A 24670-nucleotide genomic window follows, 5' to 3' on the forward strand; every position below is an offset into this window, starting at 1 on the left:
TAGTGTGTCGGCGTGGTCGTCCCACCACTCAGGAGGCGACCCGTCCGATCCCGCACCGGAGGTACACCATGTCGCTCACCTTCCACTGGTTCCTGCCGACCTACGGCGACAGCCGGGACATCGTGGGCGGCGGCCACGGCGTACCGGTCGGCACCGCCGGCGGCGCCCGGCCCGCGAGCGTCGCGTACCTGGGGCAGATCGCCCGCACCGCCGAGCAGCTCGGCTTCGCCGGGGCGCTCACCCCCACCGGCGCCTGGTGCGAGGACGCCTGGCTGACCACCGCCATGCTCACCGAGGTCACCGAGCGGCTGAAGTTCCTCGTCGCGTTCCGGCCCGGCCTGCTCTCACCCACCCTCGCCGCGCAGATGGCGTCCACGTTCCAGCGCCTGTCCGGCGGGCGGCTGCTGCTCAACGTGGTCACCGGCGGCGAGTCCGCCGAGCAGCGCGCGTACGGCGACTTCCTGGACAAGGACGCCCGCTACGCGCGTACCGACGAGTTCCTGCACGTGGTGCGGTCGCTGTGGCGCGGCGAGACGGTCGACCACGACGGCGCCCACGTGCGGGTCGAGGGAGCCCGGCTCGGCCGGGTGCCCGACCCGGTGCCGCCGGTCTACTTCGGCGGTTCGTCCGGCGCGGCCGGGCCGGTGGCGGTACGGCACAGCGACGTGTACCTGACCTGGGGCGAGCCGCCCGCGCAGGTGGCCGGCAAGCTGGACTGGATCCGCGGGCTCGCCGCCGAGGCCGGCCGCGAGCTGCGGTACGGCATCCGGCTGCACGTGATCAGCCGGGACACCGCCGAGGAGGCGTGGGCCCAGGCGCGCAAACTGCTCGACGGCATCCCCGAGGCCGACGTGCGCGCCGTGCAGGAAGGGCTGCGGCGCAGCGAGTCCGAGGGGCAGCGGCGGATGCTCGACCTGCACGGCGGCTCCCGCGACGGGCTGGAGGTCTCGCCGAACCTGTGGGCCGGATTCGGCCTGGTACGCGGCGGCGCGGGCACCGCGCTGGTCGGCAGCCACACCGAGGTCGCCGACCGGATCGCCGAGTACCACGCGCTCGGCCTGGACGAGTTCATCCTCTCCGGCCACCCGCACCTGGAGGAGGCGTACTGGTTCGGCGAGGGCGTGCTGCCGATCCTGCGGCGGCGCGGGCTGTGGCGGCACCCGGCCGGCGAGCCGGAGACCGAGGCGCCGGCCGCCGTGCCGTTCTCACCCCAGCCGGTCCCGGCCCGCGTCTGACCCCGCCGTGCCCGTTTCCGGGCTGGAGCGTGCCGGGCCGTCCGTCGCTGCCGGATTCGTCGCGGTCAGGGCCGGGCGCTGCCCGGGGTCGCCTCGGCCAGATCGGGCGGCCCCCGGGTTCCGGTCAGATCGGGCGGCCCCCGGGTTCCGGTCAGATCGGGCGTTGCTCGGCGAGGAAGTCGGCCAGCACCCGGGTGTGCGTGGAGAAGGCCAGCTCGACCGGATCGGTGAGCACCAGCCACTCGGTGGCCTCCTCGGTCGGCGCCGACGGCGGCAGGTCACCGACCGGCCGCTCGGGCAGCACGCCGAAGACCATCATGGTGCCGCCCGCCGGAGCGCCGTGCACCGCGAACAGTCGCGCCTCGCCGGCCTCGGCCCGCAGCCCGGTCTCCTCGCGCAGCTCACGCACGAGCGCCTCGGACCACTCCTCGCCGTACTCGATGAAGCCGCCCGGCAGCGCGAGCTGCCCCCGGGCCGGTTCGATGTCGCGGCGTACCACCACCACGCCGAGCCCCTCCGGTGTGCGGACCGGCAGCACCGCCACCGCCACCGGCAGCGGATTGCGCCACACCGTCTCGCCGCAGGAGGAACAGACACGCGGCCACCCGGAGTCCGCCGGGTAGGCCGCGCCGCAGAACGAGCAGTGCGAGTACGCGGTCACGCCGCAGCACGTTACCCGGACCCCCGGCCCGGGGTCAGGCGTCACCCCCTCGGCCGGCGAGCGTGGCGCGCGCCTCCATCAGGGCGAACCCGAGCAGGTTGTCGCCCCGCCAGGTAGCCGGGTCGGCAGCCCGTGGATCGTCGGCGGTCAGGCCGATGCCCCAGATCCGGTCGGTCGGGCTGGCCTCGACGAGCACCCGGTCGCCGGTGCCGAGCAGGAACCGCCGCAACGGCTCGTGCCGGCCGAACTTGGCGACACTGCCGGCCACCACGATCTCGTAGCGGCGGGCCGTCCAGGTCGCCTCGTCGAAGTCGCGGACCTGCCGGCCGAGCGCCTTGGCCCGGTGCGGATGCCCGGCGGCCAGCACCCGCTCGGCGATCGCGTGGTCTCCGAAGAGCGTGGCCTTGTGCCACATCATCCAGTGCTCGGCGGTGGCGAACTCCCGGCCGTCGACTGTGAACGCCGCCGGCCACCACTGGCTCAGGCAGCTCGCGCCGACGCTGCCGTCAGGCCGTGGCCGGTGCCCCCAGAAGTGCAGGTACTTGACCGTCTGCCCGGCGTCGAGCGCAGTGGTCAGGTCGGTGACGGAGCGGATCGGCATGCCCCGCAGTCTGCCCCACCCCACCGACATCCCACCGCCGCATTTCACCCCGGGGACGGCACACCGACGTCACCGTCCACCGCGGACATCTCCGTCCGGCCCCGCCCTCCCCGCCCGCTGCCTCGGCTCGTCCTCTCACGTCGACATTCCGACCACGCGCGCCTCGCGACGTCGAGCCACATTCGCCTGCCCGAGCCGACTGCGCATCTTGACTGCGGAGAAGGCCGTCCCGCATCACGAGATCCCGAGAGATCTTGGAGCGAACGGGCCCCCATGAGGGCCATTTCCTACCAAGATCTCCAAGACCTGAGCCGCCCTCATCGTCGATGTTGCGCTTTGGTGCCCCTCATAACGTGCCTATCGGACATTCTGCGGGCGCAAAGTGCAAGACGCTTCTATGTCTGTGGTGATCGGTTCGGCTGATTGCCGTTAGGGTTCGGCGTTGGTGATCACTTGGGTGGCTCTTCGTTGATCCGGCCGCCTGTGGTGTGGGTGTGCCTTGTGCAAGACCTGTCCCCGGGTGATCGTCGGCGCCGGCCCGGCCCACCCTGCTGGCCTGATCAGAAGCCTGCCCGTGCGAGCACACGTGGCCCATCACAGATTTGCCGCCGAGGTGATGTCTTCCCGAGCCGACGCCGACTGTCCCGGTCGTCGCTGGCAAAGGAGCAACAATCCGAGATGAGAAGGATCGTAGAACGGGTCGCGGATCGCTATGACGTGGTGGTGGGGGTCGATACTCACACCGATACGCATACCGCCGCCGTGGTGGACCGACTCGGTGGGGTGTTGGCGCAGGTCACGGTGTCCACTGACCCGGACGGGTTGAGCCGGTTGTTGGCCTTCGCCGTCGCGCACACCCCACCGCAGGGGCGCCGGTTGTGGGCGGTGGAGGGCACCCGGTCACACGGGCAAGGGCTGTGCCGGCTGCTGACCGCTGCTGACGAACCCGTCTGCGAGGCACCCAAGCCCCCCGCTGCGGCCCGTCGTCGGGGCGGCAAGTCCGATCAGCTGGACGCGGTCGCCGCCGCCCATACGGTGCTGGCGCTGCCCGCTGAGCGCATCGCCGTGCCCCGCAGCGACGGCCCACGCGAGGCCCTGCGTCTGCTGCTGATCTGCCGCCGGCACCACACCGATGCCCGCACCGCCGCGGTCAACCTGGTCAAAGCGTTGATCCTGACCGCTGACGACACTCTGCGCGAGGCGCTACGCGGGCTGTCCACCACCATCCAGATCGCCCGCCTGGCCGCCCTCGAACTGCCCGAAACCACCGCCCTGCCCTGCGAGGAACACACCCGCCGCCGCGAACTGGTCACCCTCGCCCGGCACATCCACATCCTCGACGCCACACTGGCCGACAACCACCAGCGCCTACGAGCCCTCGTCACCGAACTGTGCCCGCCCCTGCTCGACCAACCCGGAGTCGGACCCGTCACCGCCGCGATCGCCCTCACCGCCTGGTCCCACCCCGGCCGCGTCCGCTCAGAAGCCGCCTACGCCACCCTCGCCGGCGCCGCCCCCATCCCCGTGGCCAGCGGCCGCACCGACCGACACCGCCTCAACCGCGGCGGCGACAGAACCCTCAACAGCGCCCTGCACACCATCGCCCTGACCCGCCGACGCATCCACCCCGAAACACGCGACTACATCACCCGACGCCACGCCGAAGGCCGCACCACCAGAGAAATCACCCGCTGCCTCAAGCGCTACATCGCCCGACAGCTCTACCGCACCATCACCACCCACCACCAAACCCCTCGACAACCCCACTCACAGATCGACGGGGAGAGGGGTGGGGTGGGAGAAGGTCAGGGAGTGGGGGCGCCTGTGTAGAACGCGGTTACCCGGTCGCCTGCCGTGTGGGCCTGCTCGGTGGGAGTGCCGGCCTCGATGCTTGCTGTCGTCCAGCTTCTGCTGGACTCGGTGACGAAGCGCAGGCCCTCGGGTGAGGCCATCCAGTCGGCTGCGGCGGCCGGGTCGACGCCCGTGCCGTCGGTGGCGAAGTGGGAGGCCAGACCGACCAGTGCCAGGTCCCAGCCGATGCCGACCGCGCCCGGACCGTACTCGGCCCACCGCTGGTCGTCGACGTGCGCGACGTGTTCCAGCTCGAAGCGGGTACGCCCCGGTCCCGCCTCGCGCAGCCGTACCTCGATCCAGCTCACCTCGCCGCCGAACTCCCAGGTGGCGGCGAAGCCGTGCGGCGGGTCGCAGCGTTCGACGGTGCCGCCCGCGTTGCCCTCCAGCTGGTACCGGCCGCCGAGGCTCAGGTCGCCGGAGACCGGCAGGAACCAGCGGGGTATCCGTTCCGGGTTCGTGCACGCGTCGAAGACGTCGGCCACCAGCGCGTCGTACGTCTGGGCGATGGTGAGCACCCGCGCGTGCCCGGCGGGGAGCGTACGGTCGCCGATGCGGCGCTCGACGGCGCTGATCTGTCCGGTCACGTCGATCATGGTTCGGTCCTCTCGTCGTCGGTGGTGTCCTCGCGCAGCCGTCGTTCGCGGCGGCCCCGGGCCAGCTCGGTGGCGAGCGCCGCCAGCGGCGGCGTCCAGAAGCGGCGGAACCCGTCCAGCCACGCGTCTATCTCGCGCAGCGGGCCGGGATCCACGGCGTAGAGGCGGCGGGTGCCCTCGGCGCGCACAGTGGTGAAGCCGTGCTCTCGCAGCACCTTGAGGTGCTGGGAGACGGCGGGCTGGCTGATGCCGAACTCGCGCCGCACGGTCTCGCCGAGCGTGCCGGCGGGTTGCTCGCCGTCCGCGAGCAGTTCCAGGATCCGGCGGCGGACCGGGTCGCCGAGAACGTCGAAGGCGTGCACGAACCCTTTGTATCAGACCCAGCTTATATAAGCGAGCGCTGACGCAGTGAGCGCTGACGCAGTGGGCGCGCGCAACGCGGGGCGCCCGTCGCACCCGGGCGCCCCGCGTACCCCCGTGGTCAGCCGCCGAGACGGGCGGCGACGGTACGGCGCAGCTCCGGCAGGCGGTCGTGCAGCAGCCCCGGGCACTGCGTGTTGTTGAAGTCCTTGTGCCCGTAGATCTCGGTGGGCGCGATGCCGTACTGCTGGCAGGTGAACGCGCAGAACGTGACGAGGCTGTTCCAGAGCGCCTGCGGCGGCTGCACGTCCACGTAGATGCCGTCGTTCTCGATGCCGATGGCCTGGCTGTTCTGCCCGACGCAGTGCGCGCCCTGCACCATGGTCTGGCCGTGCAGCAGCGCGTAGAGGCTGCCGTGCCTGCCCTCGGTCAGGTGGCCGCCCCGGCTGTTGGTGAAGTGCTGTCCGGAGTCGAGCCAGCCGTTGCCGTCCATGTGCAGGTTCTGGATGTCGCGGGAGTTGCGGTACGCCTGGGCGAGGCTGTAGTCGGTGGTGTTCGGGAACGCCGTGTGATGGACGATGATCTTGTTGGGCCGGCTGGTCACCACGCTCACCGGCGACGAGGGCGGGCGGGCGCCCCAGGTCGCGCAGTTGGCGATGGTCGGCTGGTCGACCCGGGTGGCGGCGGCCCGGGCGCCGGGGCCGGAGCCGATCTGGGTCAGCGCGCCGACGCCGGCGGCGGCGCCGAGCAGGACCGCGCCGCGCAGCACGGTCCGCCGGGGTACGGGAACGGACATCGCAACCTCCTCGCGGAAGGGGAGCGCCGGATCGGCCGGTACGCCGGGCGTGGCGGGACCGGCACCGCCCGCCACGCCCGGGCCGGGGTCAGCAGGGTCCGTTGCAGGCCAGGACGCGCAGCCGGTCGAGCGAGCCGTTCCAGACGTTCTGGTCACCGGGGAAGACGCCGGAGGACGACCACTGCCAGAACGAGTACGTGCCCCAGCCCGCGGGCAGCGTGCCGACGCTGCTTGCGTACCGGGCGATCCACAGTGGGTTGTTGGCGGCGAACTGCGAGGTGTTGCCGGTGCAGGTGCTCCACCAGTCAGTGGTGGTGTAGATGGTGGCCCACCGGCCGGTGCGGGCGTAGTACTGGTTGACGAACGAGGCGATCCAGCTGCGCATCGACGCCTGGCTCAGGCCGTAGCAGGTCGCGCCGTACGGGTTGTACTCGATGTCCAGCGCGCCGGGCAGCGTCCGCCCGTCCTTCGACCAGCCGCCGCCGTGGTCGACGAAGTAGTTGGCCTGGGTGGCGCCGCTCGTGGTGTCGGGGCGGGCGAAGTGGTACGAGCCGCGGATCATCCCGACGTTGTACGAGCCGTTGTACTGCTGGGCGAAGTACGGGTTGGTGTAGTACGTGCCCTCGGTCGCCTTGACGTACGCGAACCGGGCGCCGTTCGCCCACGCTCCGGACCAGTTCACGTTGCCCTGGTGGCTGGAGACGTCCATGCCGGGCAGTCCGGCCGGGGCGGCGGAGGCGGGGGCCGCCCCGGACAGCGTCGCGGCGGCGACGGTGACGGTGGCGAGCAGCGCGGCTCCGGCCGCGCGCAGCGCCGATCGGATCGAACTGTGCATCTGTCCTCCCTGGGGGTTGCCGCGCTCCGGCGGCGGGAGTATGACGAAAGGAACTGTCGTCATTAGGGCACAGGGCGGAGAAACTTTTCAATAGACTCCATCGAAGAATCTCACTGGATAGGGTGCTCAGCCGAGCTGGGCGAGCGCCTCGGCGGCGGCGCGCTCGCCGGCGGTCACCGCGCCCTCCAGGTACCCGCTCCACCGGGTCGCGGTCTCGGTGCCGGCCCAGTGCACCCGGCCCACTGGCGCCCGCAGTTCCGGGCCGTACGCGCACCACGCGCCGGGTGGCAGGACGCCGCAGAAGCAGCCGCGCGTCCACTCGTCGGCCGACCAGTCGTACTCGACGAGGTCGTCCGGTCGTGCGGCGGCCGGGCCGAAGATCGCGGCGAGCGCCTCGCACAGCGCGTCCCGGCGCGCGTCCTGCGGCAGCCGGCGCAGCCCCCGGGCCTGCGCGCCGTAGCTGAACGCGGTGAGCACCCCGCCCGGCGCGTCCGGCAGCGAGTTGTCCACCGTCTCGGTGAGCGGCCCGGTGTCGGTGCTGGACACGCCGGAGCGGCCGTCGGCCCGCCAGAACGGCTCCGGATAGAGCGCATGCACCTTGAGCGCCACACCCATCGGCATCCGCTGGGTCAGCCCGTCGCGCAGCGGCGGCAGCGGCGGGTCGTACCGGATCCGCCCGGCCAGCGTCGGCGCCAGCGCGATCACCACCGCGTCGCCGCGGTACGCTTCGCGGCCGGCGCGCACCCGCACGCCGTCGCCGTCCTGCGCGACGCCGTCCACCGGGGCGCGCAGGCACAGGCTCCCCGGCGGCAGCGCGGCGGCCATCCGCTCGGCCAGCGCGGCCGGACCACCGACCAGCCGGTCCTGCTGGGCGCCACCGGCCATGCGCAGCAGCGACCCGGTGCCGCCGCCGCTGCGCAGGTAGAACAGCATGTGCAGCAGCGAGACCTCGTCCGGTGAGGCGGCCAGCAGCCCACCGGCGAGCATCCGGCCCGCGTACCCGGCGGTGACCGGGTCGGCAGCGCTCGCGTCGAGCCAGCCGCCCAGCGTGATCCGGTCCCACCGGGCCGCGTCGTCCACCCGCCACGGCGCGGCCGGGTCGAGCCCGCCCGCCATCTCGTCGAGCGTGCCCAGCAGCGCGGACAGCCCGGGCGGCTCGCCGGTGGCCGGGCGTCCGCCGAGCAGCAGCGCCGCCGCGCCGTGCGCGGGGGAGGAGAACGTGGTCAGGCCGTACGCGGCGACGAGCGCGTACATCCGGTCCTGGGTCGGGCCGATCCACTGCGCGCCGAGGTCCAGCCAGCCGCCGCCGGGCAGCGGGCGGCTCAGCGTCCGGCCGCCCACCCGGTCCCGGGCCTCCAGCACCCGCACCTCGGCGCCCGCCGCGTCCAGCGCGAGCGCGCAGGCCAGACCGGAGAACCCGGCGCCCACGACGACGACCCGGTGGCGGCGCACGCGACGGCGTACCCCGCTCCCGGCCGGATTCACCCGGCCCGGCGTGTCGAAACGGGCATCAGTCGTTCGTGTGGAGGGTGAGAGGGCGGCGCGGGGCCGTCCGGTGACGAGGAGAAGCCGATGAAGCAGTACCTGATCAGCATGTACCAGCCGGCCGGCGAGGGCCGCCCGGACCCGGAGTTCCTGGCCGGGGTGATGCGCGAGGTCGAGGCCATCGGCCGCGACCTGCGGGAGGCGGGGTGCTGGGTGTTCGGCAACGGCCTGCACGACCCGCAGACCGCCACCGTGCTGCGCCCGGCCGGTGACGAGGTGCTGGTCACCGACGGGCCGTTCGCCGAGGGCAAGGAGTACCTGGGCGGCGTCACCATCATCCGGGCGCCCGACCTGGACGCCGCGCTGGACTGGGGCCGCCGGTACGCCCTCGCCACCACGCTGCCGATCGAGGTCCGCCCGTTCCAGGGCGAGGGATGACCGACGTCGAACGCGTCTTCCGGGCCGAGTACGGCCGTGCGGTTGCCGTCCTGGTCCGTCTCCTCGGCGACATCGACCTCGCCGAGGAGGCGGTCCAGGAGGCGTTCACTGTCGCCGTGTCGCGGTGGGCCGCCGACGGGCCGCCGCCCAGCCCGGCCGGCTGGATCATCACCACCGCCCGGAACCGGGCGGTCGACAGGTTGCGGCGCGAGGCGACCCGGGCGGCCCGGCACGCCGAGGCCGCCCTGCTGCATGCCGCCGACCCGCCCGCCGAGGAGGGGCCCGTGCCCGACGACCGCCTGCGCCTGATCTTCACCTGCTGCCACCCGGCGCTCGCCGCTCCCGCCCGGGTGGCGTTGACGCTTCGCCTGCTCGGTGGCCTGAGCACCGCCGAGATCGCGCGGGCCTTCCTGGTGCCGGAGCCCACCATGTCGCAGCGCCTGGTCCGGGCCAAGGCGAAGATCCGCGACGCCGGTATCCCGTACCGGGTGCCGCGCGACGCGGACCTGCCGGACCGGCTGCGCGGGGTGCTGGCAGTGGTGTACCTGATCTTCAACGAGGGGCACACGGCGAGCGCGGGGGAGCGGCTGGGCCGCGCCGAGCTGGGCGCCGAGGCGATCCGGCTGGGCCGCCTGCTGGTGACGCTGATGCCGGACGAGCCGGAGGCGCTCGGCCTGCTCGCGCTGATGCTGCTCACCGAGGCGCGCCGCGCCGCCCGGACCGGCCCGGACGGGGTGCCGGTGTCGCTGTCCGAGCAGGACCGCGGCAGGTGGGACCGGGAGCTGATCGCGGAGGGACAGGACCTGGTCCGCCGGTGCCTGCGCCGGGACCGGCCCGGGCCGTACCAGATCCAGGCCGCGATCGGCGCTGTGCACGCGGACGCGCCCACCGCCGCCGTCACCGACTGGACCCAGATCCTCGCGCTCTACGACCAGCTCGCCGCCGTCGCGCCCGGGCCGGTGGTGGCGCTGAACCGGGCGGTCGCGCTGGCCGAGGTACGCGGACCGGCGGCGGGACTGGCCGAGGTGGAGCGTCTGGACCTGGCCGGTTACCACGTGTGGCACGCGATCCGGGCCGACCTGCTGCGCCGGCTGGACCGTCCGAAGCAGGCACGGATCGCGTACGACGCGGCGATCGCCGGCACCGGCAACGCGGCGGAGCAGACGTTCCTCCGCCGCGCCCGCGACCGCATGCCGGGATGATCGCACCGACCGTGCACGTAGGAGGCCGGTAACCCCCGTAAGCGAGCGGTGATCGTCGGGGCATTGACGCGGCGGCAGAGAAAAGTACACTCCCGGTGTAATTAGTTTTTCCGTGCTCCGTCGACCGGCACGAGGTGACGATGAGCCCACCGGCCAAAGCCGCCGACGAACCGGGCCTGGCGCTGCACCACGTCGGCGTACGCTTCGGCGGCCTGGTCGCCCTCGACGACGTCTCGCTGCGGGTGCCGCCCGGCCGGATCGTCGGCGTGATCGGCCCCAACGGCGCCGGCAAGACCACGCTGTTCAACGTGGTCTGCGGCTTCGTCCGGCCGACCGAGGGTTCACTCACCCTCGACGGCCGGTCGTTCCGGCCCCGCCCGCACGCCCTCACCCGGCTCGGCATCGCCCGCACGCTCCAGGGCGTCGGCCTGTTCGCCGGGCTGAGCGTGCTGGAGAACGTGGTCGCAGGCGCCAGCCACACCGCCCGCGCCGGATTCGCCGCCGCCTTGTTCGGCCTGCCCCGCAGCGACCGGGACGAGCGGCGGCTGCGCGTCCGGGCCCTGGACCTGCTCACCGAGCTGGGCATCGAGAAGTACGCCGACGCGGCGCCCGCCACCCTGCCGTACCCGGTGCGCAAGCGGGTCGCGCTGGCCCGCGCGCTGATCGCCCGGCCCCGGCTGCTGCTGCTCGACGAACCGGCCGGCGGTCTCGGCGCCGACGACGTGGCCGAGCTGGCCGACCTGGTCCGCGCGCTGCCCGACCGGGAGGACGGCTGTGCCGTGCTGCTCGTCGAGCACCACATGGACCTGGTCATGTCCGTCTGCGAGGAACTGGTGGTGCTCGACTTCGGCAAGGTGATCGCGGCCGGGCCGCCGGATCGCATCCGCGACGACCCCCGGGTCACCGAGGCGTACCTGGGCGCGGACGTGCCCGCCGAGCCGACCGGGAGCGCGTCGTGACAGCCGTGCTGGAGGTGGAGGCACTCAGCTGCGGCTACGGACCCGTGCCGGTGCTGCGCGACGTCGCGTTCACCGTCCCGGCCGGCACCGTCACCGCCGTCCTCGGCGCCAACGGCGCGGGCAAGACCACGCTGCTGCGTACCCTCTCGGGTCTGCTGCGGCCCACCGGCGGCCGCGTCCGGTACGCGGGCGAGGACCTGCGCGGCGTCCGGGTGGAACACCTGGTCCGGCGCGGCCTGGCGCACGTGCCGGAGGGGCGCGGCGTGGTCACCGAGCTGACAGTGGCGGAGAACCTCCGCCTGGGCGGGCTGTGGCGGCGCGACCGGGCCGACGCCCGGCGCGCGCTCGACGAGGTGTACGAGCTGTTCCCCGCCCTGGCCCGCCGCCGCGACCACGCCGGGCACCAGCTCTCCGGCGGCGAGCGGCAGATGCTCGCCATCGGCCGGGCGCTGATCGCCCGGCCCCGGCTGCTGCTGCTCGACGAGCCGTCGCTCGGGCTGGCGCCCAAGGTGGCCGCGCAGATCATGGCGCTGCTGCGGCGGCTGCGCGACGAACGGGGGCTCACCGTGCTGCTCGTCGAGCAGAACGTGCGCACCGCGCTGTCAGTCGCCGACCAGGGCATCGTCATGTCGCTCGGGCGGGTGGTGACGGCCGCGCCGGCCGCCCGGCTGCGCGACGACGACCAGCTCCGGCACGCGTACCTCGGATTCTAGGAAGGGGTCGCGGATGGAGCGGTTCTGGTTCCTCACCTTCGACGGGCTCGCCGCCGGGGCGGTCTACGCGGCGTTCGCGCTCGCGCTCGTGCTCATCTGGCGGGCCGCCCGGGTGGTCAACTTCGCCCAGGGTGCGATGGCCGTGGCCACCGCCTACGTCGGGTACGCGGTCGTCTCCGCCACCGGCTCGTACTGGCTGGGCCTGGCCGCCGCGATCCTGTCCGGGCTGGCCCTGGGCGCGCTCGTGGAGCGGGTGCTGATGCGGTTCGCCGGCCCGGGCGGCCCGCTCAACCAGGTGATCGTCGCGCTCGGGTTGGTGCTGGTCATCCAGGCGGTGCTCGGCATGGTCTTCGGCAACGACTACCGGCCCGCACCGGCGCCGTTCGACACCGACGCGCTCACCGTCGGCGGGGTGGCCGCGCTGTCCCCGTACGACCTGTGGGTGCTCGGCGCGGCGCTGACTGTGGTGGCGCTGCTCGCGCTGCTGTTCACCCGTACCCCCGTGGGCCTGCGGATGCGGGCCGCCGCCTTCGCGCCAGAGGTGTCCCGGCTGCTCGGCGTCAGCGTCGGCCGGATGCTCACGCTGGGCTGGGCGCTCGCCGCCGGCGTCGGCGCGCTCGCCGGGATGCTCGTCGTCCCCACCGGACTCGGCCTGCACTCGCACGCCATGGACCTGGTCTTCGTGGTCGCGTTCACCGCCGCCGTGGTCGGCGGCCTGGACAGCCCTGTGGGCGCGGTGGTCGGCGGCCTGCTGGTCGGGCTGATCCTGTCCTACGTCACCGGCTACCTGGGACCGGACACCACCCCGCTGGCCGTCCTGGTGCTGCTGCTGTCCGTCCTGCTGGTCCGCCCCGGCGGGCTCTTCTCCGCGGCGAGAGCGAGGCACGTGTGACGAGCGCCCCCACCGAGATCGCGCCCGCCGCGCCGTCCCCGCTGCGGCGGCTGCTTCCCGGCGCCCCCGCCGGACGTGAGGCGCGCGGCTCCACGCTGCTGCGCCACCTGGCCGTGGCCGTGTTCGCCGGCACGCTCGTCGTGCTGGTGACCAACCAGCTCGCGCCGTACCAGAACCTCCAGGTGGCGCGCGTCTGCGCGTTCCTCTGCGTCACCGCCGGGCACACCGTCCTGGTCGGACTCAACGGCCAGCTCTCGCTCGGGCACGGCGCGCTGATGGCCGCCGGCGCGTACACCGTGGCGCTGACCCAGCAGGCACTGGACGAGCGGGCCGTACGCGGCTGGTGGACGCTGCCCGCGTCACTGCTCGTCGCCGTCGCGGTGACAGCGCTCGGCGGGCTTGTCGTGGGGCTGGCGGCGGCCCGGCTGCGCGGCCCCTACCTGGCCGGCGTGACGCTCGCGGTGGCGACGCTCGTCCCGGCGGTCACCACGATCTTCACCGGCGTGTTCAACGGCGAGCAGGGGCTGCGGTTCCCGGCGCAGACGCCACCGGCGGCGCTCGGCGCCTACTTCCAGCCGGAACGCTGGCTCGCCTGGATCGCGCTGGGCGCCGCGCTGCTCACCATGCTGCTGCTGGCCAACCTGGTACGCAGCCGCTTCGGCCGGTCGCTGCGGGCGGTCCGCGACGACGAGGTCGCGGCCCGGCTCGCCGGCATCCCGGTGGCCCGCACGCAGGTGCTCGCGTTCGTGGTGAGCGCCGCCTGCGCGGGCCTCGGCGGCGGCGTGTACGCCATGCTCACCGCCACTGTCGCACCCGGCAAGTTCCCGCTGGACCTGTCGCTGTTCCTGCTCATGGCGATCGTGATCGGCGGGCTGGGCAGCCTGGCCGGCGCGGTCTGGGGAGCGGTGCTGCTGGTCGCGCTCCAGGACCTGCCCGGCCTGCTCACCGAACACCTCAGCCTCTCCGCCGGGCTGGCCCAGCGGCTGGAGGGCAACCTCGCGCTCGCAGTGTTCGGCCTGATCCTCATCGTCGTCATGCTCGCCGCCCCGGGCGGCCTCCAGGGCGGGGTGCGTGCCGTCGGCGCCCGCCTGCGCAGGGCCGTCCGCCGTCGTCCCGCCGCCCGCCGGTCGCCGGACCGCTGACCTCACCGGTTCCACCCACCGTTCGCACCGTCGCACCGGAATGGAGAACCATGCGCCCCACCACCCGCCGCGTTCTCGCGGCCGCCGCCGGCCTGGCCCTGCTGGCCGCGTTGCCGGCCTGCGCCGACGACGAGAAGCAGGCCGCCGAGAACGTCCCCGGCGTCAGCGACTCCGAGGTCGTCATCGGCACCCACCAACCGCTCACCGGACCGGCCGCGCCCGGCTACTCGAAGATCTCCGCCGCCACCAAGGCGTACTTCGAGCACGTCAACAGCAAGGGCGGCGTGCACGGCCGGAAGATCGTCTACAAGGTCATGGACGACGGCTACAACCCCGCCAACACCGAGAACGTGGTCCGCAAGCTGGTGCTCGACGACAAGGTCTTCGCGCTGCTCGGCGGCCTCGGCACGCCGACGCACACGAACGTGCTGGAGTTCGTCAAGACGCAGAAGGTGCCGGACCTGTTCGTCTCTTCCGGCAGCCGCAACTGGAACCAGCCGGACAAGTACCCGACGACGTTCGGCTGGCAGCCCGACTACACGGTCGAGGGCAAGATCCTGGCCAGCTACGTCAAGCGGGAGTTCCCCGGCGCGAAGGTCTGCCACTTCGGGCAGAACGACGACTTCGGGCGGGACTCGCTGGCCGGGGTCGAGCAGGTCCTCGGCCCGGTCGCGGCGAAGCAGACGTACACCACCACGAACCAGCAGGTCGGCCCGGCGATCGGGGCGCTGCGCGCGGCCGGCTGCCAGGTGGTCATCTCGGCGACCATCCCCGGCTTCACCGCGCTCGCCATGGGCCAGGCCGCCGGGCAGGGCTTCAAGGCGCAGTGGGTGGTCTCCAACGTGGGCGCGGACTACACCACGCTGTCGGCCCAGCTCGGCGACAAGAAGGTGATCCTCGAAGGCATGATCGCCGACAACTACCTGCCGATGGTGGGCGACACCGCGAACCCGTGGATCCAGGAGTTCACCAAGATTCACCAGAAGTACAACGCGGGCAACCCGGTCGACGGTAACGCCATCTACGGCTACTCGATGGCGTACACGTTCGTCCAGGCGATGCTCGCCGCCGGGCCCGACCCCACCCGGGAGAAGCTGGTCGAGGCCGTGCGCAAGGGCGGCTTCCGCGGCCCGGGCCTGACCCCCTTCCGGTACGCCGAGGGCGTGCACGCCGGCTACGGCGGTGTCCGGCTGACCAAGGTGAGCAACGGCGCGCAGGCGTACTTCGGTCCCGCGTACACCACCGACGACGGCGACGGCGCGATCACCGAGTTCACCGAGCCGCCGACGAACCCGCCGGCGGACGCCGTTCCGACGTCCTGACCGCCGTGCTGCCGCCGGGCGGCCGGGTGCCGGTCGCCCGGCGGCACGCACGTAGAGTGGCCGCCGGCAGACGAGCAACAGGAGAGCCCGTACCCATGATCGAGCTGGAGACCGACCCGCCGGAGCGGGTGGACGGCCGGGCGGCGCGGGCCGAGCGGACCCGGGCCGCGATCGTGGAGGCGCACCTGGCCCTGATCGACTCCGGTGACCTGCGGCCCACCGGGGAACGGATCGCCGAGCGGGCCGGGGTGTCGCTGCGCACGCTCTGGACCAACTTCAAGGACATGGAGACGCTGTTCGCCGCGACCGGACGGCGGGTCGGCGAGCGGCAGGCCACGCTCTGGCAGCCCGTGTCGCCGGAACTGCCGCTGACCGCCCGGATCGCCGCGTTCTGCGACCAGCGCGCCCGGCTGCTGGAGGTGCTGGCGCCCTCGGCCCGTGCGTCGGCGCTGCGGGAGCCGTTCTCCCCGCAGTTGCGGCGCAACCGGGAGGCGGCCATCGCCCGGGTACGCCAGGAGATCGAGTCGGTGTTCGGCGCGGAGCTGGCACACGCCGGGCCGGGCCGGGAGCAGTTGCTCGACGCGCTCACCGTGGCCGGCACCTGGTCGGCGTGGTCGATGATGCGTGACTCGATGGGGCTCGACGTCGACGCGGCCCGCGCGGTGATGGCCCGTACGCTCGGCGCGCTGCTGGTCGACGCGATCGCCGCCGGCCTGCGCTGACGCTTCCGGCGGCCGGTCTTCCGGCCGACTTGGCACCGACGGCCGCCTTCCGCGCCGGTCCAGGTGCCCGGCCCTCGTTCAGTCCTCGCGCAGCAGGCGCAGGATGCGGGTCAGTTCGGCCCGGTCGTCCGGTGCGAGCGCGCCGAAGAACCGTTCCGCCTCGGTGGCCCGCGCCTGCCGGATCGCGGTGCCCACCCGCTCGCCCTCGGCGGTGGGCGCGACCAGCGTGGCCCGCCTGTCGCCCGGGTCGGGCCGTCGCTCGACCAGGCCCCGCTCCTGCAACCCGTCGACCACCTCGGTGGCCGAGCGCGGCGCGATGCGAAGGTGCTCGGCGAGCGCGCCGGGCCGCAGCGCGCCGTGACGCATCAGCACGCCCAGCGCCCGCGCCTGCCCGGGGCTGATCTCCCACGGCTCCAGCGCGCGCTTGGTCTGGTGCCGCAGGCGGCGGGTCACCGCCCAGAACGTCTCGGCCAGGCTCTCGTCGCTGCCGTTCACGGGAATACGGTAACAGGCTTTCGTGTTGTTCCCTCATGTTGAGGTAACCTCAGCATTGTCCCCTGCACGAGGAGCACAGTTGGATCGCATCCCCGACGGCCGCCGTGACGGCCGGACCGTTTCCCCCGCCGAGAAGGCCCAGGCCCGCGAGGTGTCCCTGCGCCGGATCGGCGGCCTGTTCACCGCCCACCGCGGCCCGCTCGCCACAGTGGTGGCGATCATCGTGGCGTCCTCGATCATCGCGATGGCCACACCGTTCCTGCTGCGTTCCGTGATCGACAGGGCCCTGCCCGAGCGTGACCTGACCCTGCTGGCCTGGCTGGTCGCGGGCATGGTCGCGGTCGCAGCGGTCACCGCCGTGCTCGGCGTCGCGCAGACCTGGATCTCCACCCGCGTCGGCCAGGAGGTCATGCACCGGCTGCGCGCCGACGTCTTCGCCCACCTCCAGCGCCAGTCGATCGGCTTCTTCGTGCGCACCCGTACCGGCGAAGTCCAGTCGCGCATCACCAACGACATCGGCGGCATGCAGGCGGTGGTCACCTCCACCGCCACCTCGATCGCCGCCAACCTCACCACAGTGGTCGCCACCACCATCGCCATGCTGGCGCTGAGCTGGCGCCTCACCCTCGTCTCGGCGGTCGTGCTGCCGCCCGCGCTCTGGCTCACCCGCCGGGTCGCCCGGCTGCGCCGGGAGATCACCGCCCAGCGCCAGCGCGAACTGGCCGACCTCACAGTGACCATCGAGGAAGGGCTGTCGGTGAGCGGCGTACGGCTGGCCAAGACGCTCGGCACCGGCCCGGCCCTGGTCGACCGGTTCACCGCCTCCTCGGCCCGCCTGGTCGACCTGGAACTGCGCTCGGAACTGGCCGGCCGCTGGCGGATGGCCGCCATGAGCATCGTCTTCGCCGCCATCCCCGCGGTGATCTACCTGAGCGCCGGCCTGCCCGGCACCGCCGGCACGCTCACCATCGGCACGCTCGTCGCGTTCACCGCCCTCCAGGGCAACCTGTTCCGGCCGCTGATGGGCCTGCTCAACGTCGGCGTCACGCTCACCGCGTCGCTGGCGCTGTTCGCCCGCATCTTCGAATACCTCGACCTGCCCGTCGAGGTCGCCGAGCCGGCCCGCCCGGTCCCGCTCGATCCGGCCACCGCCCGCGGCCACCTGCGCGTCGAGGACGTCACCTTCAGCTACCCGGGCAGCGACACCGCCGCCCTCGCCGGCGTCAGCCTGGACGTCCCGGCCGGCACCAGCCTCGCCCTGGTGGGGGAGACCGGCTCCGGCAAGAGCACGCTCGCCGCGCTGATCAGCCGGCTGCACGACCCGGACGCCGGCCGCATCACGATCGACGGGATCGACCTGCGCGACCTGCGCCCGGCCGACCTGGCCGCCGTCGTGGGCGTGGTCAGCCAGGAGACGTACCTGCTGCACGGCACCGTGCGGGACAACCTCCGGTACGCCCGCCCGGACGCCACCGACACCGAGATCGAGGCCGCCGCCCGCGCCGCCCGCATCCACGACCTCGTCACCGCGCTGCCCGACGGGTACGACACCATGGTCGGCTCGCGCGGCCACCGGTTCTCCGGCGGCGAGCAGCAGCGCCTGGCGATCGCCCGGACCCTGCTGCGCGACCCGCGGATCCTGGTGCTGGACGAGGCGACGAGCGCGCTGGACACCGAGACCGAGCGCGCGGTCCAGCGGGCGCTGGACGAGCTGGCCCGGGGCCGCACCGTGGTGACCATCGCGCACCGGCTCTCCACTGTTCGCGACGCCGACCGTATCGCCGTGCTCGACCACGGCCGGATCGTCGAATCCGGCACCCACGACGCGCTGCTGGACCGGCGCGGCCGCTACGCCGCCCTGGTCGGCTGAGCGTAGGAAAGTGACCACCGCCGCCCGGTGGCGCGTGCCGGCGCTGCGCACGACCGCTGTCGTCGCCGGGGCGATGCTGGGCGTGCAGCAGCCCGCGCAGGCCGCCCGGGCAGAAACGCCCGCCCCGAGAAGGCCGCCGTCCCGGGCTGACCGTCCCGGCTCAGACCTGGGCCCGTCCCGGCTCAGACCTGGGGCGGCTCCGGCTCGCCCGGGCGGGGCCGCTGTCCCGGGGCCGGGCGCGGCGCGGGCGGGGGGAGCAGCGGCTCCAGCGGGGTGAACGACTCCACCGGTCCGTCCGGCCGCGATCCACGCCGCGCCCGCCCCGGCCCGCCGGGCATCCCTCGCGCGTCCCGTGCCGCGCCCGCCGGCCCGGTCCCGTCGGCCGGCGGTGCCGTGGCGGCCGGCTCGCCGTCCTTCCCGGCTCGCGCCGCCGTCGGCCGTTCACGGCGGTCGCGTTCCTCCGCGTACTCGGCGCGGCGGCGGGCCAGGTCGCGCTCGCACTCCAGCGCGATGCGCTGCTCCCAGTACGGCTGGAGCAGCTTGCGCACCCGCTCGTCCAGGTGCACCGTGACGTCCGGCTCGCAGGCGAACGTCACCTCGCCGCGCGCGTACGTCCAGGGCGGCGGGTCGTCGTCGGCGAGCGCGGCGGTCAATGCGGCGTGCAGGTCGCGCGGGCGGTGCGGCGGCACCTCCACCGCGTGCCGGACCGCGAGCCGGTGCAGGCGCTGCGTGGCCTGCTGCTGGAAGTAGTCCACGTACCAGCCGAACAGCTCCGGCCGGGCCGTCTCCGACGACCAGGTGTAGGTGGCGCGGACCAGGAACACGTACACCTGGCCCTGCGCCGGCACCGCGAGCGGCTCCGGGACACGCCGGTCGACTGTGGTCACCGGCGTCACCGGCTCCTCGGTCCACCAGAGCTGCCGCAGCGTCGGCTGCGCGCCGTCCCAGAAGCGCCGGGTCCGCACGCGCGCCGCCTCGCCCAGCGCCCGCGCCCGTCCGGCCCACCGCCGCCGCCTGCTGTCCACCGGCGCGCCGGGCTTCGGCCGGCCGCCGCCCGGCTCGGGCCCTCCCGGCACCGCGGTCATCGCACCCCCTCCATGCCGGATTCGCAGCACCGCGTCCCGCGGCGTCACCGGCGCGCGCGGGCCGTCGGGCGAGGGGTGGCCGGACCGCCGTGGCGGTCCGCGATCCACGCTAACAACCCGGGCCGGTGTACGCGCGCAGCCGCGCGCACGGCGGTTCCGCCCGGCCCAGGGGCGGGCGCTGACCGATCGGACGAGCCGTCCCGTAGTCCTATCCGTGGGACTCGGGCGGTTTCGGTCCCGTTCACGGGACCGACCATCCAGAGTCGATCGGCGCGTCTTGATCCGTGATCGAAGCGCTTCGTAGCGTGAGGCTCCGCGATCCTTCGGGGAGGACCAGAACGCATGGGCGTAGACGCTCGTCAGGCCGCCGGCCAGACCGTGAATTTCCTGCGGTCCCTGGCCGAGCGGCAGTACGACCGGGTCTGGACCCCGGACTTCCTGCACCTCAGCCCGGACGTGCAGGGCTTCGCCGTGTTCCACCGTGGCGGCCTGGTGCTGGTCTACGGCGCGGTGTCGCCGGAGGACCCGGCCCGCTGGGTGTTCCGGATGGCCTGCGTGGCCGGCGCCGACGTGCCGGACATCTCCGGGGCGATGGCCTGGGCGAACATCCGCAACCGGCTGGCCGAGGCCGGGCGCTACTACTGCGTCGTGAAGGCCGACCAGAGCGCCTGCCACGTGGTGTTCGCGCTGGATGTCCGCAGCCCGCTGCTCGACGACGTCACGGCCCCCGACGCGCAGGCGGTGCGGGAACTGCTGCACTTCTCGCTCGCGGTGTGCGTCCACAACGCCGTGGCGGACTTCCGCGATCTGGCGTCCTATCTGCCGGCGCGGCCGCTGGCGCCGACCGAGATCGACGCCTGGACGCTGTTCGCCGGCACCCAGGACTGATCGGGCGGCAACGGTTCGCCGGCTCGACGCAGCCCGGCGAGCTGCACGAAGATCTCCCGCTTCGCAGTGGCGGTGCCGCGACTGTTGACCACGTACCCGGTCAGCCAGATCCACCCGGTGTACGTCACCTCGGGCCCGACCGATACGACCCGGAACGTGAGCGCCCGACCGCCGCCGAACTGCACCGACGCGCGGCCGTCGACCCGTAGCAGGTCGCCGGGTTGCGGGCGCACCGCTACCAGTGGCCGTCGTTCGGTGGGCGGCACTCCCGGGCGTGCATGGCCTGCCAGTCCCGCAGGGCGCGCTTCAGCCTGTCGTTCTCCTGCGCGAGCACGCGTACCCGGCGGTGCAGTTCGGCCAGTTCGTCGGCGACCCGGGCCTGGAACTCGCGTACCTGATCAGGGTCGACGCCGCGCCTGCGGGCGTCGAAGGCGTGCGTGCGCACCTCGTGCGGGGTCAGTCGGGCCGGCAGGCGGCCGGATCGATGCAGCGTCACTTCGGTCCTTCCAGGAGCAGGGGACAGGTGCGGTGGAAGGGCGGGCCGTCCGCACGCCGGCCGCGGCCGGCCCGCCCGCTCCGCCACCGCAGCCCGGATCGACGGTACGGAGGCGGAGCAGTCCGGAGGGTCGGGACGGGTACGCGCACCCGCCCCGACCGGGGGATGAGCCGAACTCGTTGCCACGCGAGGAGCGGCCCGGAATCAACTTATCTAGACATGTCAGATGAGTCAACGCTGCTTGTTAGGCGCGTCGCGGTGTGATCGAATCGGGTCGCCACGCGAGGAGTGCCATGCGAGAAGTGCCGGATTACTGGCGCATCGCCGACGATGTGATCGCCGACGTCAGAGGAAAGAAGCTGAAGCCGGGGGACAAGCTGCCCTCGATCGCTGCGCTGCGCGATCGCTACGGCGTGAGTCACGGCACCGTGCAGATGGCGTATGCGCGTCTCGAAGCGTTGCGGGTGATCCGGCGGCAGCAGGGCAAGGGTGTCTTCGTGACCGATCCGAAGACCTGGATGAGGGAGCCGTAACCGGCGTCAGTCCAGCAGGCCCACCGGTCGTCGTCCGACTCGCCATACTGTCGGCGATGACTGCGGACGTGCGTACCGAAGACGGTTGTCGCCTGTGGGCCGACCAGGTCGGCGCCGGGGCGCCGCTGGTGCTCTGTCACGGCGGTCCGGGCATCTGGGACTACCTCGGCCCGGTCGCCCGGCTGCTCGACGGGCACGCCCGTGTCATCCGGTGGGACCAGCGTGGTTGCGGGCGCTCCGAGCGGCGCGGCCCGTACACGATCGGCCGTTTCGTCGCCGACCTCGACGCCGTACGCGAACACCTGGCCGGACCGCGGACGGCACTGCTGGGCCACTCGTGGGGCGCGCACCTGGCGCTGCGGTACGCGATCGAACACCCGGAGCGGGTCAGTCACCTGATCTACGTCTCCGGCACCGGCATCGACCCCGAACGCGGCTGGCATCCGCACTACGAACGGAATCTCCGGCGGCGGCTCGGGCCGCACCTGGACCGATGGGAGGCGCTTGGTACGCGGGACCGCACCCCGGCGGAGGAACGGGAACGGGCGGTCCTGCAGTGGTCGGCCGACTTCGCCGACCCCGACGCCGCCATGACGCACGCCGAGGACATGGCCACGCCGTGGCTGGGCATCAACCACGACTGCAACCGGGCCGTCAACGCCGAGGTCAAGCGGGAACTCCGTACCTCCGGGATCGCGGCGCGGTGCCGGACGCTCGACCTGCCCGTGCTGATCATCGACGGCCCCGAGGACATCCGTCCCCGCTGGGGCGCCGACTCGCTGGAGAAGGCGCTGCCCAATTGTGAGCGGGTCAGCCTCCCCGGATCCGGCCACCTGCCGTGGGTCGAGAATCCACACGACTTCCGTCGGGCCGCGGCCGTCTTCCTCGACGCGCCGGCATGAGCCGGCGTCCGGAACCTGAAAGCGGGAGCCTTCGGTAGCGGCCTGTCGCGGAGATCGGTACTTACGGGTACACCCGTCCCGTCGACGGGACGGCTAGAGTCTTCGCGTGATCGACCGGAGGCGCCCCTCGAGTCGGTCAAGAAGGTGCGAGCCGCTGATCTGATGGCGCCCTCTTAAGGCCACACAGCGAACAGAGTAGACAGCGTCGCTCTCCATCCTCCCACCCGTCAGGAGCCGACAATGGGTAACGAGATTCAGCTGATCAGCGACGGCGACGGGCTGGCGGTCATCGGAGATCCGACGGCTGTCGAACGCTTCCTGGTCTCCGAGGGCTTGCCGTCGAAGAACCTCGGGCTGCCTCGGCTCGGGTCTGTTCTCAAGGTCGGGGCGGCAGCGACTCAGGCTGGTTCCGAGATCGCCGCCAACTCCGGTCGTTGGGTGCAGCTGACCCAGGAGTCAGCGCAGCTCGTCCACAAATTCGGTCTGATGCCGACCAAGACCCCAGGGGTCAGCCACGCGATGGTGGGAGATCCAGGCTCGATCCAGAAATGGCTTCAGATCTCGAAGGGGCCCGGGGCGGTCGCAGGCAACCCGGCGTTGCTGGCCGGTGCGGCGGGGCTCATGGCGCAGCTTGCGATGCAACAGAGCATGAAGGAGATCACCGACTATCTCGCCACGATCGACGAGAAGGTCGACGATGTGCTCCGTGCCCAGAAGGACGCTGTGTTGGCCCGCATGATCGGCGTGGGCTTCGTCATCGAGGAGTCCATGACCATCCGTGAGCAGCGCGGCCGAGTCGACGAAGTCACATGGTCGAAGGTGCAGGGCGCGCCGGCGACGATCGCAGAAACCCAGGCGTACGCGTTGCGTCAGCTCGACGCGCTCGCGGAGAAGCTGGAGCGTAAAAGCGCGATCGGTGAGCTTGCCAGGGCAGCCAGGGAAGCGGAGTCCAAGGCGCAGGAGTGGCTTGTCGTCCTGGCCCGCTGCTTCCAACTGCAGGACGCGATCGCCGTGCTCGAACTCGACCGGGTGCTGGACGCGTCGCCGGACGAGTTGGACGGGCATCGCGTCGGGCTGAGGAATGCTCGGCAGAACCGACTCGAACTCATCTCCCGGTGCACCGAGCGCCTCCTTGCCCGCATGGAAGCGGCCGCGGGCAGGGCGAACGCCAAGGTTTTGCTGAACCCGATGGACTCACCGGCGGTGGTGAAGTCGAGCAACCAAGTCTCGACAGCCATCGTCAACTTCCACGGGCGACTCGGTATCGAGAGCGCTCGGCAGTCGTCGGACGCGAGACGATGGGCGGATGCGGCCAAGGAGGCGAGAGACAAGGCGCTTGAGACCGGAGCAGACGGCGTTGATGCCGCCAGGCGCCTCGGTAACGACACTTTCGACCGGGCTAAATGGGCGACGGGCAAGCTTTCCGGCCGGGTCGGCGGGTGGGCACTGCGTCGGCGCGGGGAGGACGACGAACTCAAGGAGAAGAGTGGCGACGCTTGATCAGGAGAGAGAACGTGACCTGACCCCCGCCACCTATCCGCGTCTGGTGGGGTGGAGGACTGACCGAGACCCGCTGTTTGCGTCTTCGTAACGGACCCGACGACGTGGATGCGCGAACTTTGACTGGTCGGGTTCGTGACGCCGGTCGGGGTAGCGACAAGATGCATTCAATCGCGTCGTCGGCGGTGGCTTCTTCAGCGGCTTCACCCAGTTGAAAATCTCGGAAGCGTGGAACCTCTTCGGCGAGGGCAACGGCGTCGCGAGCCTCGACGAGATGAGGCGTAGCGTCGGGCGGTACCGGAAACAGCCGATCGAGCCGGGGGAGGATCCGGTGATCGGGTGCATCTTCGTTCGTGACAGCGTCTTCTTCGCCGACGGCTCGTCGGTCGATCCGCCCCCTGGCTTCGCGCCGAACGTCGTACAGGGCAAGACGTACGACCTCGCTGATCCAGCCGCTGCGGACTACTTCGGTCTTGCCCTTCACCGCCTTCTGGGTGGAGAGGTCGATTTGGACCTTCGTGAGCCGTGGCATCGCCCCGGCCCGATCTACGGAGATCCACGGCTCGTTCCCCAGCGTCTCGGCCAGAAGTCGTTCAAGGCGGTGGTGCTCGGCGCGTACGGCCGCCGCTGTGCGATCACGGGCAACAAGTTGCAACCGGTGCTCCAGGCGGCGCACATCCGGCCACTGCCGGCGGGCGGCGAGCATCGGATCGACAACGGCATGCTGCTCAGGTCCGATGTCCACATCCTCTTCGATCAGGGCTACCTGGGCGTGGACCCGAGGTACCGCCTGATGGTGAGTCCGCGCCTGCGAAGCGAGTTCGGCAACGGCGACCAGTTCTACGCGAAGGCCGGGTCCGTTATCGCGATCCCAGAGCGACGTGGAGACCGTCCCAAGGCCGAGTTCCTGGAGTGGCACCTGGAGTCAGTGTTCAGAGCGGCCTGACTGCTGAGTCGCCTCCCGCCTAGCAGCTGCTGACGCTGTGGAGATCTTGGTACGAAAGGACCCTCATGGGGGCCGTTTCGTACCAAGATCTATTCGTGTCTCGTCTGGTGAGACGCGAGTCTCGAAGCTGCTCGGCCAGGGGCGC

General features: G+C 72.5%; 27 protein-coding genes. 16 read left to right on the forward strand and 11 right to left on the reverse strand.

Features of this window, described 5'->3' with window-relative positions; genetic code table 11:
• The first annotated feature begins 68 nt into the window (after window positions 1–68).
• The gene (locus FHX31_RS12210; protein ID WP_013286734.1) at window positions 69–1235 is read left to right on the forward strand and encodes an LLM class flavin-dependent oxidoreductase; all 1167 of its coding nucleotides are present in this window, start codon (window positions 69–71) and stop codon (window positions 1233–1235) included.
• Window positions 1236–1386: 151 nt separating this feature from the next.
• On the opposite strand, the gene FHX31_RS12215 is transcribed toward FHX31_RS12210, so the two are convergent.
• Both FHX31_RS12215 and ybiA read right to left on the reverse strand, forming a co-directional pair.
• The gene (locus FHX31_RS12215) at window positions 1387–1896 is read right to left on the reverse strand and encodes an NUDIX domain-containing protein (protein WP_013476504.1); all 510 of its coding nucleotides are present in this window, start codon (window positions 1894–1896) and stop codon (window positions 1387–1389) included.
• Window positions 1897–1930: 34 nt separating this feature from the next.
• Window positions 1931–2527, reverse strand: a complete 597-nt coding sequence (gene ybiA / locus FHX31_RS12220) for a riboflavin biosynthesis intermediates N-glycosidase (RefSeq protein ID WP_013286732.1) — start codon at window positions 2525–2527, stop codon at window positions 1931–1933.
• Window positions 2528–3175: 648 nt separating this feature from the next.
• Between ybiA and FHX31_RS12225 the strand changes: the two genes are divergently transcribed.
• Complete coding sequence (locus tag FHX31_RS12225; protein ID WP_486481670.1) at window positions 3176–4327, forward strand: IS110 family RNA-guided transposase; 1152 nt, start codon at window positions 3176–3178, stop codon at window positions 4325–4327.
• Here FHX31_RS12225 and FHX31_RS12230 read toward each other — a convergent pair.
• The 5 genes from FHX31_RS12230 to FHX31_RS12250 form a co-directional block, all read right to left on the reverse strand.
• Window positions 4303–4944, reverse strand: coding sequence for an SRPBCC family protein (locus tag FHX31_RS12230; RefSeq protein ID WP_184976192.1), 642 nt, complete (start codon window positions 4942–4944; stop codon window positions 4303–4305). The two genes, FHX31_RS12225 and FHX31_RS12230, sit on opposite strands and share 25 nt — an antisense overlap.
• Window positions 4941–5306, reverse strand: a complete 366-nt coding sequence (locus FHX31_RS12235) for an ArsR/SmtB family transcription factor (RefSeq protein ID WP_030268584.1) — start codon at window positions 5304–5306, stop codon at window positions 4941–4943. Before FHX31_RS12235 ends, FHX31_RS12230 begins: the two co-directional genes overlap by 4 nt.
• Window positions 5307–5425: 119 nt before the next feature.
• On the reverse strand, window positions 5426–6100 hold the full coding sequence (locus tag FHX31_RS12240) for a peptidoglycan recognition protein family protein (protein ID WP_013476506.1): 675 nt from the start codon (window positions 6098–6100) through the stop codon (window positions 5426–5428).
• Between the two features lie 88 nt (window positions 6101–6188).
• Complete coding sequence (locus tag FHX31_RS12245; protein WP_030268587.1) at window positions 6189–6935, reverse strand: lysozyme; 747 nt, start codon at window positions 6933–6935, stop codon at window positions 6189–6191.
• 126 nt (window positions 6936–7061) lie between these two features.
• Entirely contained in the window at window positions 7062–8537 is a 1476-nt protein-coding gene (locus FHX31_RS12250) for a flavin monoamine oxidase family protein (protein WP_374537719.1), read from the reverse strand.
• On the opposite strand from FHX31_RS12250, the gene FHX31_RS12255 reads away from it, so the two are divergent.
• From FHX31_RS12255 to FHX31_RS12290, 8 genes are all read left to right on the forward strand, one after another.
• Window positions 8508–8858, forward strand: a complete 351-nt coding sequence (locus FHX31_RS12255) for a YciI family protein (RefSeq protein WP_013286726.1) — start codon at window positions 8508–8510, stop codon at window positions 8856–8858. The two genes, FHX31_RS12250 and FHX31_RS12255, sit on opposite strands and share 30 nt — an antisense overlap.
• Window positions 8855–10060 carry an RNA polymerase sigma factor gene (locus FHX31_RS12260; protein ID WP_184976195.1) on the forward strand — a complete coding sequence of 402 codons (1206 nt, stop codon included), beginning with the start codon at window positions 8855–8857 and terminating at the stop codon, window positions 10058–10060. The genes FHX31_RS12255 and FHX31_RS12260 overlap by 4 nt, the downstream gene beginning before the upstream one ends.
• 140 nt (window positions 10061–10200) lie before the next feature.
• Window positions 10201–11019, forward strand: a complete 819-nt coding sequence (locus tag FHX31_RS12265; protein WP_123109355.1) for an ABC transporter ATP-binding protein — start codon at window positions 10201–10203, stop codon at window positions 11017–11019.
• A complete protein-coding gene (locus tag FHX31_RS12270) occupies window positions 11016–11732 on the forward strand; it encodes an ABC transporter ATP-binding protein (RefSeq protein ID WP_013286723.1) in 717 nt (238 codons plus the stop codon). The genes FHX31_RS12265 and FHX31_RS12270 overlap by 4 nt, the downstream gene beginning before the upstream one ends.
• A 13-nt stretch (window positions 11733–11745) precedes the next feature.
• Complete coding sequence (locus FHX31_RS12275; RefSeq protein WP_091327291.1) at window positions 11746–12624, forward strand: branched-chain amino acid ABC transporter permease; 879 nt, start codon at window positions 11746–11748, stop codon at window positions 12622–12624.
• Window positions 12621–13766 (forward strand): branched-chain amino acid ABC transporter permease, encoded by a 1146-nt coding sequence (locus tag FHX31_RS12280; RefSeq protein WP_123109354.1) that lies wholly within the window; start codon window positions 12621–12623, stop codon window positions 13764–13766. Before FHX31_RS12275 ends, FHX31_RS12280 begins: the two co-directional genes overlap by 4 nt.
• Before the next feature lie 50 nt (window positions 13767–13816).
• Complete coding sequence (locus FHX31_RS12285) at window positions 13817–15088, forward strand: ABC transporter substrate-binding protein (protein ID WP_030268596.1); 1272 nt, start codon at window positions 13817–13819, stop codon at window positions 15086–15088.
• A 95-nt stretch (window positions 15089–15183) separates the two neighbouring features.
• Window positions 15184–15810: a TetR/AcrR family transcriptional regulator gene (locus tag FHX31_RS12290; RefSeq protein WP_013286719.1), complete on the forward strand. Its 627-nt coding sequence runs from the start codon at window positions 15184–15186 to the stop codon at window positions 15808–15810.
• Window positions 15811–15888: 78 nt separating this feature from the next.
• Here FHX31_RS12290 and FHX31_RS12295 read toward each other — a convergent pair whose 3' ends face one another.
• On the reverse strand, window positions 15889–16305 hold the full coding sequence (locus FHX31_RS12295) for a MarR family winged helix-turn-helix transcriptional regulator (RefSeq protein ID WP_013286718.1): 417 nt from the start codon (window positions 16303–16305) through the stop codon (window positions 15889–15891).
• 79 nt (window positions 16306–16384) lie between these two features.
• On the opposite strand from FHX31_RS12295, the gene FHX31_RS12300 reads away from it, so the two are divergent.
• The gene (locus FHX31_RS12300; RefSeq protein ID WP_184976198.1) at window positions 16385–18175 is read left to right on the forward strand and encodes an ABC transporter ATP-binding protein; all 1791 of its coding nucleotides are present in this window, start codon (window positions 16385–16387) and stop codon (window positions 18173–18175) included.
• A gap of 182 nt (window positions 18176–18357) precedes the next feature.
• On the opposite strand, the gene FHX31_RS12305 is transcribed toward FHX31_RS12300, so the two are convergent.
• Entirely contained in the window at window positions 18358–19260 is a 903-nt protein-coding gene (locus tag FHX31_RS12305; RefSeq protein ID WP_184976201.1) for a hypothetical protein, read from the reverse strand.
• A 342-nt stretch (window positions 19261–19602) separates the two neighbouring features.
• On the opposite strand from FHX31_RS12305, the gene FHX31_RS12310 reads away from it, so the two are divergent.
• Window positions 19603–20148 (forward strand): hypothetical protein, encoded by a 546-nt coding sequence (locus FHX31_RS12310; RefSeq protein WP_030268602.1) that lies wholly within the window; start codon window positions 19603–19605, stop codon window positions 20146–20148.
• On the opposite strand, the gene FHX31_RS12315 is transcribed toward FHX31_RS12310, so the two are convergent.
• On the reverse strand, window positions 20076–20381 hold the full coding sequence (locus FHX31_RS12315; RefSeq protein ID WP_013286714.1) for a hypothetical protein: 306 nt from the start codon (window positions 20379–20381) through the stop codon (window positions 20076–20078). The two genes, FHX31_RS12310 and FHX31_RS12315, sit on opposite strands and share 73 nt — an antisense overlap.
• A 2-nt stretch (window positions 20382–20383) precedes the next feature.
• Window positions 20384–20644 (reverse strand): DivIVA domain-containing protein, encoded by a 261-nt coding sequence (locus tag FHX31_RS12320; RefSeq protein ID WP_123109350.1) that lies wholly within the window; start codon window positions 20642–20644, stop codon window positions 20384–20386.
• Between the two features lie 293 nt (window positions 20645–20937).
• Here FHX31_RS12320 and FHX31_RS12325 point away from each other — a divergent pair, with 293 nt between their 5' ends.
• The 4 genes from FHX31_RS12325 (at window position 20938) to FHX31_RS12340 (ending at window position 24525) form a co-directional block, all read left to right on the forward strand.
• Window positions 20938–21177, forward strand: a complete 240-nt coding sequence (locus FHX31_RS12325) for a winged helix-turn-helix domain-containing protein (RefSeq protein ID WP_013286712.1) — start codon at window positions 20938–20940, stop codon at window positions 21175–21177.
• 56 nt (window positions 21178–21233) lie between these two features.
• Window positions 21234–22079 (forward strand): alpha/beta fold hydrolase, encoded by an 846-nt coding sequence (locus tag FHX31_RS12330; RefSeq protein ID WP_184976204.1) that lies wholly within the window; start codon window positions 21234–21236, stop codon window positions 22077–22079.
• Window positions 22080–22319: 240 nt separating this feature from the next.
• On the forward strand, window positions 22320–23579 hold the full coding sequence (locus tag FHX31_RS12335; RefSeq protein ID WP_091327298.1) for a hypothetical protein: 1260 nt from the start codon (window positions 22320–22322) through the stop codon (window positions 23577–23579).
• A gap of 211 nt (window positions 23580–23790) precedes the next feature.
• Window positions 23791–24525, forward strand: a complete 735-nt coding sequence (locus FHX31_RS12340; protein ID WP_402883563.1) for an HNH endonuclease — start codon at window positions 23791–23793, stop codon at window positions 24523–24525.
• The last annotated feature ends 145 nt before the right edge of the window (window positions 24526–24670 follow it).

The sequence above is a fragment of the Micromonospora sp. CNZ286 genome (genome assembly GCF_014207755.1).